Origin of the sequence: Peribacillus cavernae (assembly GCF_003989135.1) — a bacterium.
GTDB lineage: Bacteria > Bacillota > Bacilli > Bacillales > DSM-1321 > Peribacillus > Peribacillus cavernae.
The window spans coordinates 16,176-30,672 of record NZ_RYZZ01000043.1 but is presented as its reverse complement, the minus strand read 5'-3'; the positions used below and the strand labels follow the sequence as shown (position 1 = coordinate 30,672).

Genomic DNA, 14,497 nt, shown 5'->3' with positions numbered 1-14,497 from the left:
GATGAATTTATTGGTATGTTTTTCCTAAAAAACAGAGTAAAGATAAAAACAATAAGCTGAATGGTCAGTAAAGAACATGGATTATTTTCTAAAGAAAACAGCACTTAATCCGATACAAAAAATAAGGTAATTCGACAACATTGTAAAGGATATGTGAAATTACTACTAATTTCAACAAATTATTCAAACTTTACTTTAATTTGGATATACGGGTATGTTACTATACCCTTGGATTGCTACTATTGGAACTTGATAGTTTTAGAAATTTTTTAGTAAAAATAGATTAGTAGGGAGATTGAGATGAAAAACATAATAATACCGAGTCTCTGTTTTGCCGTATTATCAACGGCAGCTTTGGAACAGACTGTAAACGCGGCCCCGTTACCCACGCAGCAAGTAAGTGCAAATACAAGTATAAAGTATGTAAATGTGAGTCCAGGTTCTGATTTAAGTATGCGTAAAAGTGCATCCACAAATGCAGCCCTGATTACGAAACTGTCAAAAGGTACCCAAGTGACCGTTTACTCGCAGTCAAATGGCTGGTCCAGGGTAAACGTAAACGGGAAGACTGGCTACGTCAGCTCTCAGTACCTTACATCCACAAAACCCCCTGGTACTTCGTCAAGCACTCAAACAACCACTAAATATGTAAATGTAAGTGCCGAATCTAGCCTTAATTTACGGAAGAGCGTTTCAACAGGATCGCCTCTCGTTGCTAGATTAACCAAAGGCACACAAGTTACCGTTTACTCAGAATCTAAAGACTGGTCCAAGATTAAGGTGAATGGAAAAGAAGGATATGTGAGTTCTAAATATCTTACTTCCACAAATCCAACTGGCTCAACGTCAACCAAAAGCAGTACGTCAACCAAAACCCCCGCCACTAGTAAATATGTCAGTATAAGTGCCGGTTCTTTGAATTTACGTAAGAGCTTGTCCGAGAGTGCTTCCGTCATTGCAAAACTCTCCAAAGGTACAAAGGTTACGGTTTATTCGGAATCGAATGGATGGGCTCGAATTAATGCGAACGGCAAAGATGGCTACGTAAGTTCAAAGTATCTATCTGCATCTAACCCTAGTCCGACTGTCACAGCAACCAAAGCAAAAATCACAACGAAGTACGTCAGCTTAAGTTCTGGCATGTTAAATATGCGCAAGAGTGCGTCTTCGGGTGCGAACATTGTTACAAGAATAGCCAAAGGGACCCAGGTTACCGTTTATTCCGAATCCAATGGCTGGGCTAAAATTAAGGCCAGTGGAAAAGAGGGGTATGTCAGCACAAAATATCTTTCTGCAACCAAACCGGGTACTGCAAAACCTGTACCCGAAATAAAAACGACAACTAAATATATCAATGTAAGTTCTGGCTCATTGAATATGCGCAGCAAACCGTCTACCACTGCGTCCGTCCTTGTGAAGCTAGAAAAAGATATGCCGGTTACCGTTTATTCCGAATCCAATGGCTGGGCTAAAATTAAGGCTAGTGGGAAAGAGGGCTATGTCAGCACAAAGTATCTTTCGACAACCAAGCCGGGTACTGCAAAACCTGTACCTGAAATAAAAACGACAACTAAATATATCAATCTAAGTTCGGGATCGTTGAATATGCGCAGCAAACCGTCTACCACTGCGTCCGTCCTTGTGAAGCTAGCGAAAGGTATGCAGGTGACTGTGTATTATGAATCCAATGGCTGGTCCAAAATTAAGGCGAATGGAAAAGAAGGATATGTCGGTTCAAAATATCTCTCGCCATCTAAACCAGGAGTTGAAGAAACTGAACCTGAAGCTATACCCACAACTAAATATATCAATGTAAGTGCCGGTTCTTTGAACATGCGTAATAAACCGTCTGCAGATGGATCCATTATCGTTAAACTGGCAAAAGGTATGCAGGTTACGGTTTATTCCGAGTCTAACGGTTGGGCGAAAATAAAAGTGTATGGGGAAGAAGGGTATGTCAGCTCTGAATATCTTTCAGCTACAAAACCTGGAACAAGCCCAAATACAGATACGGACACTGATACCGAAAAAACGACTTTGAAATTTGTGAATGTAAGTGCTGGTGCAGCATTAAATATGCGTTCGGCAGCTTCCCCAACGGCTTCGATCCTGACAAAGCTTGCAAAAGACACAGCAGTAACCGTATATTCGGAAGTAAATGGGTGGGCAAGAGTGTCAGCGAATGGCAAAACGGGGTATATCAGATCAAAATTTTTAGTCAGCAAGGCCCCGGAAAACCCAGGAAACCCGACTGGAACAATAGACAGGATGTATCAGAATTATGACTTGACCTTAAGTGAAATGACTGCTATTCAAATGAAAGCCAATCCGCAAACAGATAAAGATTACAAGATCTATATTCGTGAAGATGGGTTAGCCTTAACTAGTCCAACGAAAGGTACTGTAAAAGGAACCGGTTGGCGAGTCAGGGGCGGTGCTGGTAATAACTTTTGGGTTGTTGGTACTGTCAGTAAAAACCAAACATTAGAAATTAAATCAAAAGTAGAAGGCTCAGACGGATACAATTGGTTTGAAGTGAGTTATAACAAATCTTGGGTAAATGCTAGTCCCGAAGATGTTACCTACTATGTGGATGCAAATAATTTCGTTGATCATCCTATCAACTCGTTCCAATTTGTAAAACTATCCCAAACCACCCATCTAAATGCCTCTGAAGTAAATGAAAGAATACTCTCGGGGAAGGGAATTCTGAGTGGTAAAGCAGCATCTTTTATTTCAGCAGGAGAAACATATGGCGTAAATGAAATGTATCTTATATCTCATGCGTTATTGGAGACAGGGAATGGTACTTCGCCGCTTGCCACAGGAATCAATGTAAATGGAAGGATAGTCTATAACATGTATGGTATAGGAGCCTTTGATGGTACTGCCATAAGCAGCGGTGCACAATACGCTTATAACGCGGGATGGTTTACCCCGGAAGCATCCATAATAGGAGGAGCACAATTCATCGCGCAAGGATATGTTAATACCGGACAGGATACATTATATAAAATGAGATGGAATCCAATATCTGCATCCATAAATGGATATGCCTCTCACCAGTACGCCACTGATATTGGCTGGGCATCGAAGCAAGTTAAACAAATCTACAATTTATATAGCTTGCTAGACTCATATAAAATGACACTGGAGATTCCTAAATATAAATAACTCTGCATAATTCAACGAAAATGATAAGGAATTCAACCAAACTGGGCATGAATTCAACCAAACTAGGATGCTAGAAAATAATTCAACGAAAATGATGGGAGATTCAACCATACCATTTCTGAGCGTCAAAGCTGTACATGTCATGAACCTTATGAGCGCTTCATGGAAGCAATGGCTGCTAAAAACTATTAATGGAGAAGAGGGAAGATAAGCTTAACATTCTTCCCTCTTTTTTATGTGTGAATAATTAGTATTTGCTTGTTTTGTAAGAGTCAAATCAATAATAATAATAATTTAGTTCAGTTAAGAGTGTTTAATTGAAATAATTAGAATAAATAGTATAATTGACCATGTAATGAATGCGCTTTCATTATGTGGTTTCACTATTAAATTTTGGGAGAGTGATAAGTATGGCCGGTAATCGTGCGGTAGCCTATGTTAGACCAGGAGAAGTAGAAGTCAGAGACATTAGTTTTCCGGATTTAGTTCTTCGTGATGGGCCTGGAGTGAACCCGCTGAATGTTGGAAGAAAATGCAACCATGGTGTCATCTTGAAGGTTGTAACGACTAACATTTGTGGCAGTGACCAGCATATGGTAAGGGGACGGACAACAGCGCCGAGTGGTTTAGTTTTAGGACATGAGATCACGGGTGAGGTCATTGAAGTGGGAAGTGATGTTGAATTCATTCAGAAGGGTGATTTAGTTTCTGTTCCATTTAACATCGCTTGTGGCCGTTGTAGAAGCTGTAAGGAACAACAAACGCATATTTGCGAAAATGTAAATCCAGATCGTCCTGGTTCGGCATATGGATATGTAGATATGGGAGGCTGGGTTGGCGGACAATCCGAGTACGTCATGGTGCCTTATGCAGATTTTCAACTACTCAAATTTCCTGATAAGGATCAAGCTATAGAAAAAATTCTTGATTTAACCATGCTCTCTGATATTTTTCCGACAGGATATCATGGTGCTGTCAGTGCGGGAGTAAAGCCGGGAGCGACCGTTTATGTTGCTGGTGCAGGTCCTGTAGGTTTAGCCGCTGCTCATTCGGCCCAGCTATTAGGCGCATCGGTAGTTATTGTGGGTGACTTAATTAGTGAACGTTTAGCTCAAGCAAAAAGCTTTGGCTGTGAAACAGTTAATCTACGAGAACACCCAAATCTTGGAGAGCAAATAGAGCAAATATTAGGTGTACCGGAAGTAGACTGTGCGATAGATTGCGTTGGGTTTGAAGCACATGGACATGGTAAATCACATGGAGAAGCTCCTGCAACCGTTCTGAATTCGATTATGGATGTCACTAGAGCAGGCGGACGATTAGGCATCCCGGGACTATATGTAACAGGGGATCCCGGTGCAGTTGATGAGGATGCGAAACATGGAACATTAAAAATTCGTCTTGGACTTGGATGGGCAAAAGCGCACACGCTAATAACTGGGCAAACACCAGTCATGAAGTACCACCGGGACTTAATGTCTGCCATATTGAGTGGCAGAGCTCAAATTGCTAAAGCTGTAAATGCTACGTTAATCTCTCTTGATGAAGCTCCTGGCGGCTACGCAGAGTTTGATAGTGGTGTATCGAAAAAATTTGTCATTGACCCTCATGGTTTGGTGAGAAATTAAATCCATTCCTCTATTTGATTACTTCTGAAAAGGTATCTAAAAAAACAAATACATAAAGGCGAAGAAGCTGTTGGCAGTTTTTTCACCTTTATGGTTGAGGCTTTTAAATCATTATATGAAAAAAGCTATTAGAGGAGTAAGGATATGTTTGGGCTAGTGGTCTAAAAGAAGCCTCCAATAATGACAGTTCTGTTTTTTTTTTGTAGTTTTTTGTCACATAATTAAGCTGCGTCTTAAGAAGGAATTCGCATATGAAAAAAGAAGTATAAGGAGTGGGGAAAATTAGGTATTTTATACCAAAGGGGAGAATTGGGTGAATAATAAAAGGAAAGCTGGAAGTTTATTGTTAGCGGGGGCTTTATTAGTTGGCTTGCCATTTACAGCTGTCGCAAAGGGGAAACCGGCACCGATGAAAACGGTAGAGTATGTGGCTTTAGGAGATTCATTGGCGGCAGGGGTAACGCCGACTGGGTTTATTGATTATGGCTATGCAGATTATCTAGCGAATCATTTTGTGGCTAATAAATACAAGCTGGCAGATTTCGATAATTTTGGTGTCCCGGGCTATACTTCTGTCCATTTGAAAAATGATATTTTAAAAAGCAGTAAAATAAGAAAAGAGATTAAAGAAGCGACTCATGTAACAATCGATATCGGTGCAAATGATCTCCTGGGTAAACTCAAAACAGATCCCGCCCATGCGACGGATGCAATCGCGGCGGTCAGCGTTAATCTGGAAACGATTCTAAGCACCATCGACAAACTTAACCCGAAAGTCAAAGTGTACGTAATGGGCTACTACAATCCTTTCCCTTATTATACAAAAGAACAACAAGATGCACTATTGCCACTATTAAAAGCCCTCAATTCGCAAATCGAATCAATTGCTAAGAAAAACCGTGATACATACGTATCAACGGAAGCGCAGATTGCCAAGGAATACAAAGAATACATCCCAAATCCTCAAGATATTCATTTAAGTACGACCGGATACAAAGTAGTAGCAGCTGAGTTTTGGAAAGTGATCTGCAAAAAGAAGTAAGTGATGCTAGAGAAATTTGACTTTGCTGCCGACATGAAAAAATGACTACGCTCCTGAAAAGATAGAATAAACATGATGAGCAGTGCCAATAAAAAGAGGGAAAAATCATTAAGATTTTTCCCTCTTTTTCATTTTGTAGATGCTTATTGTGTGCTAACATTACATAGTAGAAGCGCAATTCGCCATTACCCCATCCAAATCAAGCAGGTATAAGACCTGTTAATACTCCGTGCTGTAATACTTATTAACCCAAAATACGCCTCTAGACCTAGAAAACTTTACATTCTTAGTTCTATAGAAAGAATACTAATTATCCTGTATGGTTAAGCTTGAGAAACTGACCTTTTTCTCATACTTTTACTTCCAGAAATGAAACCCTATTATTTTACGTTCGTATACTAAGAAAAGAGATTATGACAGGAGTCGATATATGATGAACCCGTTTTTAGCATTTCTTGTTCGAATGTTTATTGCAATTCCGACAACTGCCGCGGTTTGGTTGGTGAGCTATTTTGGCTTTAATCAAACCTTTTTGTTTTCGACAGCCCTTTCCCTGGCTGGAGGGACCCTCACATATTGGATTATTTCAGTCTATTTAAAGTACAGTTTCTTAAAAAGACATCGTCTGACAAGGAAAGAATATCGATATATAAACGAAAATTTGAATGAAGCCAAACAAAAAATGACCCGGTTGTATAAAGCTCTTATTTCGATTCGGCATATCCCCTCTTTGAAACAAAGGCTCGAGCTGATGCGTATCACGAGAAAAATATACAGTTTGACTAAGAAGGAGCCAAGACGTTTTTATCAAGCGGAACGATTTTATTTTTCCCATTTGGATTCGGCTGTTGAATTGACGGAGAAATACGTGTTCTTGTCAGCTCAGCCAAAAAAGAATCGTGAACTTGATCAGTCTTTACATGAAACTCGTCAAACGTTAGGTAAGCTTCAACATTCTATTGAAGATGATTTATACCAAATCCTTGCTGATGACATTGATCAGCTTCACTTTGAACTAGATGTGGCCAAGCATTCAATAAAAACAGGAAAAAATTCACGATTACTTGAAGAAGGCAGGAGATAAACATGAATGAAACCAATCCTTCCCTGTTAAAGAATACTAGTAATGCGGATTTAATGGATGACTTACTATCTAATCCGTTCGGAGACAATAAAGAAGTTGCCAACCTCCAAAACCAGGAGGAGAAATCAACCAGGCTTATTGATGTAATTCCAGAAGAAAGCCGGGCAAAGGCCTATCAGCTTGCGGAACAGATTGACCCGAAAAATCACCAGGCGATGATTTCATACGGAACTCCTGCACAATCCAAATTATTGTCCTTCTCGAATACCATGCTTGAGCATGTCCAAAGGAAGGATGTAGGCCAGGTTGGAGATATCATCAGCGACTTAATGAAAAAGTTAAATGAAGTGAACCCTGATGAGTTGAAACCGGGCCGGCAGTCTATATTCACGCGCGTGTTTGGCAAGCTGTCTGGCTCCATTCAGGAGGTCCTTTCCAAATATCAAAAAACAGGCGCACAGATTGATCGAATCAGTGTGAAGTTAGACGGCAGTAAAAATATTCTCTTATCAGATATCGTTATGCTTGAAAGGCTCTATGAAAATAATAAAGAGTATTTTCAAGCTCTGAATGTATATATTGCTGCGGGTGAAATCAAGCTTGAAGAATTGCATGAAAAAACAATTCCAGAACTTAAGAAATCAGCTGAATCGACAAATGATCACATGAAGTTTCAAGAAGTAAATGATATGGTCCAGTTTGCCGACCGTTTGGATAAACGGTTGTATGATTTGAAATTAAGCCGGGAAATAACGATTCAAAGCGCTCCGCAAATTCGCCTGATTCAAAATACAAACCAGGCACTTGTCGAAAAAATCCAGTCCTCGATCATGACAGCGATTCCGCTCTGGAAGAATCAAGTGGCAATCGCCTTGACACTGATCCGCCAGCGCCATGCCGTGGAAGCGCAAAAGCAGGTTTCAAAGACCACGAATGAACTTTTATTAAAAAATGCGGAAATGCTAAAAACAAATACGATTGAAACCGCCAAAGAAAATGAGCGTGGCCTTATTGATATTGAAACACTAAAGAAAACGCAGGAAAATTTACTCTCCACTCTTGAAGAAACGTTGCGGATCCAAGAGGAAGGGCGAAATAAACGCCGCCAGGCCGAGATAGAGCTGGGTTCTATGGAAAATGACCTAAGACAGAAGCTGCTAGAAATAAAAGGGGGGTAACCTCCTTTTTGAGAAATACTGAATAACGAAAGAAAGAAGCCCCGGCCTGAATAATGGACCGGGGCTTTTGGCAATAAACAGACGGTGCCAGTCACCATCCAATTTTTGTTTAATTGACTAGGTGAAAAGGAATATAAACGTAGGGCATTATTAAAGTTATAGGAGTTGAAAGGTGGTAACATCATTGGAAATCTATACAATTGGACATTCCACTCATTTCCAGGAAACATTTATTGACATGCTAAAGTACTGTGGGATTGAACTGCTGGCAGATGTACGTGCTTTTCCAGGGAGTCGTAAGTTCCCTCAATTCTCCAAGGATACTATGTCAAAGTGGTTGGAAAATGAAACGATTCAGTACCATCATTTTGTTGAACTTGGCGGCAGAAGAAGAAAATCTAAAAAAGTAGACAATGAGTTAAATGGAGCCTGGAAAAATCAATCGTTTCACAATTATGCCGACTATACATTATCATGTTCTTTTGATGAAGGAATCGATCAACTCATGGAAAAGGCGTCATCTAAACTCACTGCCTATTGTTGTTCGGAGCGCCATCCGGCCAGGTGTCATCGTCTGTTGATTAGCAACTGGCTAGTCGCAAATGGATGGACGGTCAAACACATAATCGACGGTCGTGAAGGAGAAATAGACATTGTCGAACACGAACTGGGAAAGTGGGGAGCATCACCAGTTGTCCAAGAGAACGGAACAGTGATTTATCCGGCATAGTTCGGATTGAAAAAGGTGTGATCAAGATGAAAATGCAGGTAAAAGATATCGTTTCGAAAAGTATCTTAACACCAGGAAAAGGACAATTAGATGACTATTCGCATTCTTTAAATCCTTATGCCGGCTGTGCATTTGGGTGCTCCTATTGCTATGTACGACAGCTTCCTGTTTCCCTTTACCGTGAGGAAGAGTGGGGGACGTGGGTTGACATTAAATCCAATGCTGCCGAATTGCTAAGAAAAGGTTTGATAAAAGCCAAGAAAAAGGGACCCGTAACTATATTTATGTCTTCCGCTACGGATCCATATCAGCCTATCGAGGTAAAAACGGATCTAACCAGGAGTCTATTGGAAGTGATGCTAGAAGAACAACCCGATTTTTTATTTGTACAAACCCGCTCACCCCTGGTAAAAAGGGATATCGATTTGTTTAAACAATTTGGGGACAAAATTAGAGTCTCGATAACGATAGAAACCGATAAAGAAGACATCAGGAAGGCATTTTCACCTTCTGCACCTCCGATTCCTGCGAGAATGAAGGCATTGCAGGAAATCACCGACGCCGGCATACTAACCCAAGCGACCATTTCACCGCTACTGCCTTGTTCAAGAGAATTTCCGAAAAAGCTAAAAAACATCGCCAGCCGTGTGACGTTGGATGATTATTGGATGGGAGACGGCAGCGGGGGAAGGCGAACAGAAAAATTAGGAATATATAAAATCTATGAACAAGTGGGGATGGAGAAGTGGTTTAATCCGACGGCATATAAAGTTGTTTTGAGAATGCTGCAGGAGGAGCATGGCGAGGTAGGACTCTCGAAAAATGGTTTTATGCCGGGTAAATAAACTTCATATCAAAGAAAGGCAACTCTTCCTTATCGGATGAGTTGCCTTTCATGTTTCTTAGAACAGTTTTTATAATCGAGGATCAACCGGGTCGGATTCCATTGCTAATGTTGCTAACACGCATTCGTGGACTCTTTCAATCGACTAAGGCAAATTCTTTTAGCCAACTTTCTAGTCTGTTTTTTAGTATTGTCGTCACTTTTTAATTTTCCTCGTCTGTTTTCTAGTTTTGTCCCCACTCTAACAATGTGATTAATATTATGTAACTTGTTAAAGGACAAAAACCTCTCTATGAGAGGTTTTTCTGTTACGGGAGAATTTGCTTCGAATAGATTGCTCTTTCAAACGATTAATCCATTCATTACCCCGTTATAAAACTCCTGAAAACAGACGAGCAAATGATTCTTTTGACCTTTCTAAGACCCCTCTTTTGTAAAATTCAACCGGCCGAATTCGTCGACAATCCTGCAGGTCTTCCTCATAATGGGCAACCAAATCCTGGATAGAATCGGTCCCTGTTAAAAACAGATTGACTTCAAAGTTCAGGTGGAAACTACGCATATCCATATTTGCTGTCCCAATGGATGCAAGATCACCATCTACAATAATGATTTTTTTATGCAGGAATCCTTTTTTGTACGTATAAATTTCGATACCAGATCGCAAAAGTTCAGGGAAATAAGACCGTGTGGCATATTGAGTGAGAAAACCGTCATTGATTTCAGGTACCATGATTCGAACTTGAACTCCTTTATAGGCTGCAATCCTAAGTGCCGTCCGAATCGCTTGATTGGGAACAAAGTAAGGTGACGCTATCCAAATAGATTTTGTCGCACATGAGATCATGGCATAAAAATGATCACTCATGTCTTGGGTTTCGGGACCGGTTGAGACTACATGAACCAATCCATTTCCATCTACCGGTATTGATTTCATATAGTGTTCATCCTCAAACAGCATTTCACCACAAACATACTCCCAATCCAATAAAAAAACCGCGTGCAAAGTTTGCACCGCTTCACCTTCAAGAACGACATGAGTATCACGCCAAAATCCGATATCCTCATCTTCACCAAGGTATTCGACCCCGACATTTAGTCCGCCGACAAATCCTACTTTACCGTCGATTACAATGATTTTACGGTGATTCCGAAAGTTAAACTTTTGGTTATAAAATCCATGTTTTATTGGTAAAAAGGGGTGTATCACAATACCGGCCTCCTCCATTTTTTTAATATCGGAGCCTGAAAGCGAGATACTTCCCACAGCATCGTACATAAAACGTACTGCTATTCCTTTTTCCACTTTATCAATTAAGATGTCTATAAGCTCTTTCCCTAAGCGGTCAGATCGGAACGTATAATATTCCATATGGATAAAGTCCTTCGCTTCGGCAAGCTTTCTTTTAATTTCTTGAAAAGTTTCCTCACCATTTTTTAAAATATGAGTCTGAGTATTGATATTCGTTTTTGTTAACGTTACCCGATCTGAATAAAGCGCAAAACAACGCTGGTGATCATTAAGCTTTGAAAAGTCGGGGGTCTTCTCTTTCTTACCAATAATACCGAATGCTTCGCGATCGTTGATGCGCTTACTTTTAAAGAGATACCCTTTTAAGAACAATTGTCCAGAATACAAATAGAAGGAATAACCGAATACAGGTAAAAATAATAAAACATAAATCCATAAAAGCGTGTTGTGTGCCGAGCGATTTTCAAGCATTAAGGAAAAAATCGTAATCAAGATAATTACCCCATAAAGAACCATACACAACGCTTTCCACAGCAGAGGAATGTTTGTAAAAAATACCAAATACCCTGAAGCGATAATAATAATGACAAAAACAAATTCCATTCTCCGTTTTTTCATAACGACGTTCTCTCCGAAATTCAGAATGATCAATCAAGTAAGTGATAAACCAAAATTATAGTATGAACCATCGTACTATTTTTTTCAAGTTTATCCGCGGGTTTAGGCATTCCTGTATTATTTAAAACCCATTCATCTGGCGAATTAGCTCTTTATTCTTTCACTATGCAACTCTTTTCTTATACGGTCCGATTTATAGTTCATCTTATAGGAGGTTTACTTTTTTTATTTAGGGTAAGATATTGTTGGACAACAAATTCGAATACTTTTGTTATTTTACTGAGAGGAAATAGGGAAGTGTTTAAAATGAATCTTCTTGATAAGTATGTAAAGAAATATACGAGGATGTCAAAAAGGGAATTAGCTTATACTATTCAATCGAATTTATGGTTTACGCCCGTTATCTACGTATTTTTCTCTTTTCTTTTAGTAGCTGTTGCATTAACAGCTGATTTCAAGTATGAGTTAGGAAGTCATATGAGGTCTATTTTTGCGGTGGATTATGATCTGACTCAAGCGCTTGTCAGTACGCTTACAGCTGCCACTTTGACATTAACTACGTTCACATTTAACTTGATATTGGTTGTTTTTACGACATTTTCTGGACAGTTTTCGCCGCGCATGTTGAAGAACTTTATCGCAAGTAAAGCCACCCAACGTGTACTCGGGATTTTTACAGCAAGTTTTTTCTATATGCTATTATCTTTTCTATTTCTGAATAAAAGAATGGCACAATATTATTTTGCAGTACCTGTGTTAGCCGCATTAATGGCTGCATTAGCTGTTGGAACGTTTATCTTTTTTATTAATCATGCGGTCGCCTGGCTGCAAGTGAACCAGGCGACCTATGACATGAAAAAAGAAGCGTTAAGCATTGTAAAAGGTACGTTAGAAAACGAAGTAGATCCGTATAGAGTAAAAGATGTAAGCACGATTGATGGCCAAATACCCCACGGTAAAGAATGTGTGATTGAAGCTGAGAAATCCGGCTATATTCAACTTGTCGATTTTATTACGATGATTGAAGAGACTCAAAAGGATGACATCGTTATTCGGCTGGAATATACAATTGGAGATTATGTATTTGCATCAACGCCTATCGCAACTTATTGGAAAAAAGGTGAAAATGAAATAGACGAGCGTACGTATCATTCGCTTTTTAGTATTGGAAGGAGGCAGACTGAAGTTCAAGATATTGAATTCAGTATAAACAAATTGGTAGAAGTTGCGATTAGGTCCCTGGGAAATTATGATCCCAAAACAGCGACCAATGCTCTCTATCAACTTGGCGAGGTACTTGCTTCAATTTCGCGCGGAGCCATATTTTCTAATTATTTAATGGATGAAAGTAATAATCTCCGAGTGATTTTACAGGATAGAGATTTCAATCACTATCTTTATAATGGTTTTGGTTATATCAGACACTATGCCAAGGATAATGTGATTGTGTCCACTGAAATTCTAAACGTGTTGGATTTGATGGCCAAATCCCTTAGTACTCGCGACTATAAAGCCGTTTGGGAGTTTGGAGTGTTTACAGCAAGGGGATTTGATGATCTTTTTTTATTTAAACTAGACTATCAACAATTTTATCGAGCGCTATATGATCTTGCTGTTACGACAAAACATGAAAAAGAGTATGAAGAGTTTTTGGAAAAAGGTAAAAGATGAGATTGTGCCTATACGACATTATCCCGTTTTGAATACACTATTATCGATGAAAGGAGGGGTATTATGTCTAAGCAGAAAAAAGAAAAAGTAATCCATGTTGATAAGCTGGTAATCCATGCTAAAGACGTGGAAATTATAAAGGAGCACCAAGAAGAACAGCAACCCAGAAGAGAGCAAAGGGGAAACCCATGGGAATCTTTTTTTAGGCGGCGCGATGAAGGAGTTGCGCCAAGAGAGGAAAACTTAGTGCAAGAGATGGATCCAACCGAAGAAAGGGTACATCAGGAAAATCAAGCGGAATAATGAAGCCTGATCCTGAGCAGAAATGGTTCGTTTATCCGAATGTAAACAGATAATGTTCTGGTAAGGAAAGTCCAGAAAATCAAAGACACAAAAATAACTTTGACATTTATGTAGAGTTTATATATAATTAACTTATTAGTTTAATAGTTCTCCTAAAGGGGAGTAGCTTTTACAATAAAGTCGTCATTTCGGAGGTACCACTCCCGGCTTTGTTGGCAACCTGCTGTTGTTAGCAAGACCTTTGCCTATTGGTAAAGGTCTTTATCTGTATATCAAACCTTTGCCACACTATGGTGAAGGTTTTTTTGATTCCTGCGTATAATACGAAAAAGAAGGGGGATGAAGAAATGAAAAAAATGAGAACATCCTTTTCCGAGCTAATGAGAAAAAATAAAGAAGAGCTTCTGAAGGATAAATTACAACTTGAAAAAATTGAAAAGCGCCTTGATGACAAACATGTAAAGATAAATAACTAAAAGTTTTATAGCTTAGGAAAATCCGGGAGGGTGTTCATTGATACTGAGGAAATACATGTCTCTTTTAGGAATAGGTGCAGCGAAGATAGACCTTATTCTGCAAAAAGAAGCGTATAGGCCTGGCGATCCTGTTCATGGGTATTTCATTATCAAAGGCGGTACCATCGAACAGCAGCTCAAACGAATTGATTGTGATTTAGTCGTGATGGATAAGATCTCTGGTACTGAAAAAGTAATTGATAGCACAACTATTTTGACATCAACGCGTATTGATTCAGAAGAGTCGAATAAGATTTCATTTGCGTTTCAACTGCCGGATTCTGTCTTAGCTTCAACTGAAGAAATAACGTATCGTTTTAAAACAAGGCTTACCTTTAATGAAGGTGTAACCAGCAGAGACCAGGATCTCATTCAAATTATCCAGTGACTAAAAAAGCAGGAACCAAATGGTTCCTGCTTTCCTTTTAAGTAAATGGCGTGTCTTACTGTTTTGAAAG

The 14,497-nt window shown here is 39.4% G+C and carries 12 protein-coding genes; 11 read left to right on the top strand and 1 reads right to left on the bottom strand.

The features are described 5' to 3' along the window. Positions 1–300: 300 nt before the first annotated feature. The 7 genes from ELQ35_RS20555 (at position 301) to ELQ35_RS20525 (ending at position 9,681) form a co-directional block, all read left to right on the top strand. Complete coding sequence (locus tag ELQ35_RS20555; RefSeq protein WP_126867051.1) at positions 301–3,174, top strand: SH3 domain-containing protein; 2,874 nt, start codon at positions 301–303, stop codon at positions 3,172–3,174. A 410-nt stretch (positions 3,175–3,584) separates the two neighbouring features. Further along, complete coding sequence (fdhA, locus tag ELQ35_RS20550) at positions 3,585–4,802, top strand: formaldehyde dehydrogenase, glutathione-independent (RefSeq protein WP_126867050.1); 1,218 nt, start codon at positions 3,585–3,587, stop codon at positions 4,800–4,802. Positions 4,803–5,115: 313 nt separating this feature from the next. Further along, on the top strand, positions 5,116–5,844 hold the full coding sequence (locus tag ELQ35_RS20545) for an SGNH/GDSL hydrolase family protein (RefSeq protein ID WP_126867049.1): 729 nt from the start codon (positions 5,116–5,118) through the stop codon (positions 5,842–5,844). Between the two features lie 433 nt (positions 5,845–6,277). Continuing rightward, a complete protein-coding gene (locus tag ELQ35_RS20540) occupies positions 6,278–6,928 on the top strand; it encodes a 5-bromo-4-chloroindolyl phosphate hydrolysis family protein (protein ID WP_126867085.1) in 651 nt (216 codons plus the stop codon). 2 nt (positions 6,929–6,930) lie between these two features. Continuing rightward, positions 6,931–8,106 carry a toxic anion resistance protein gene (locus ELQ35_RS20535; protein WP_126867048.1) on the top strand — a complete coding sequence of 392 codons (1,176 nt, stop codon included), beginning with the start codon at positions 6,931–6,933 and terminating at the stop codon, positions 8,104–8,106. Positions 8,107–8,290: 184 nt separating this feature from the next. After that, positions 8,291–8,836 carry a DUF488 domain-containing protein gene (locus tag ELQ35_RS20530; protein ID WP_126867047.1) on the top strand — a complete coding sequence of 182 codons (546 nt, stop codon included), beginning with the start codon at positions 8,291–8,293 and terminating at the stop codon, positions 8,834–8,836. 26 nt (positions 8,837–8,862) lie between these two features. Next, positions 8,863–9,681: an SPL family radical SAM protein gene (locus ELQ35_RS20525; protein ID WP_126867046.1), complete on the top strand. Its 819-nt coding sequence runs from the start codon at positions 8,863–8,865 to the stop codon at positions 9,679–9,681. 369 nt (positions 9,682–10,050) lie between these two features. Here the strand turns inward: ELQ35_RS20525 and cls are convergent, their stop codons facing one another. Then, positions 10,051–11,550 carry a cardiolipin synthase gene (cls, locus tag ELQ35_RS20515; RefSeq protein ID WP_126867045.1) on the bottom strand — a complete coding sequence of 500 codons (1,500 nt, stop codon included), beginning with the start codon at positions 11,548–11,550 and terminating at the stop codon, positions 10,051–10,053. A gap of 306 nt (positions 11,551–11,856) precedes the next feature. Here cls and ELQ35_RS20510 point away from each other — a divergent pair, with 306 nt between their 5' ends. The 4 genes from ELQ35_RS20510 to ELQ35_RS20495 all read left to right on the top strand — a co-directional run bounded on the left by ELQ35_RS20510 (position 11,857) and on the right by ELQ35_RS20495 (position 14,427). Continuing rightward, positions 11,857–13,221: a DUF2254 domain-containing protein gene (locus tag ELQ35_RS20510; RefSeq protein ID WP_246026159.1), complete on the top strand. Its 1,365-nt coding sequence runs from the start codon at positions 11,857–11,859 to the stop codon at positions 13,219–13,221. Between the two features lie 63 nt (positions 13,222–13,284). Continuing rightward, the gene (locus tag ELQ35_RS20505) at positions 13,285–13,524 is read left to right on the top strand and encodes a hypothetical protein (protein ID WP_126867044.1); all 240 of its coding nucleotides are present in this window, start codon (positions 13,285–13,287) and stop codon (positions 13,522–13,524) included. 347 nt (positions 13,525–13,871) lie between these two features. Next, positions 13,872–14,000 (top strand): FbpB family small basic protein, encoded by a 129-nt coding sequence (locus ELQ35_RS20500; RefSeq protein ID WP_126867043.1) that lies wholly within the window; start codon positions 13,872–13,874, stop codon positions 13,998–14,000. Between the two features lie 37 nt (positions 14,001–14,037). Continuing rightward, positions 14,038–14,427: a sporulation protein gene (locus ELQ35_RS20495; RefSeq protein ID WP_126867042.1), complete on the top strand. Its 390-nt coding sequence runs from the start codon at positions 14,038–14,040 to the stop codon at positions 14,425–14,427. Positions 14,428–14,497 lie beyond the last annotated feature (70 nt).

What these genes read in the sequence shown, in the direction of transcription:
- ELQ35_RS20500 (WP_126867043.1), top strand. Translation starts at nt 13,872, where the DNA reads ATGAAAAAAATGAGAACATCCTTTTCCGAGCTAATGAGAAAAAATAAA.
- cls (WP_126867045.1), bottom strand. Translation starts at nt 11,550, where the DNA reads ATGAAAAAACGGAGAATGGAATTTGTTTTTGTCATTATTATTATCGCT.
- ELQ35_RS20525 (WP_126867046.1), top strand. Translation starts at nt 8,863, where the DNA reads ATGAAAATGCAGGTAAAAGATATCGTTTCGAAAAGTATCTTAACACCA.
- ELQ35_RS20510 (WP_246026159.1), top strand. Translation starts at nt 11,857, where the DNA reads ATGAATCTTCTTGATAAGTATGTAAAGAAATATACGAGGATGTCAAAA.
- ELQ35_RS20555 (WP_126867051.1), top strand. Translation starts at nt 301, where the DNA reads ATGAAAAACATAATAATACCGAGTCTCTGTTTTGCCGTATTATCAACG.
- ELQ35_RS20505 (WP_126867044.1), top strand. Translation starts at nt 13,285, where the DNA reads ATGTCTAAGCAGAAAAAAGAAAAAGTAATCCATGTTGATAAGCTGGTA.
- ELQ35_RS20540 (WP_126867085.1), top strand. Translation starts at nt 6,278, where the DNA reads ATGAACCCGTTTTTAGCATTTCTTGTTCGAATGTTTATTGCAATTCCG.
- fdhA (WP_126867050.1), top strand. Translation starts at nt 3,585, where the DNA reads ATGGCCGGTAATCGTGCGGTAGCCTATGTTAGACCAGGAGAAGTAGAA.
- ELQ35_RS20535 (WP_126867048.1), top strand. Translation starts at nt 6,931, where the DNA reads ATGAATGAAACCAATCCTTCCCTGTTAAAGAATACTAGTAATGCGGAT.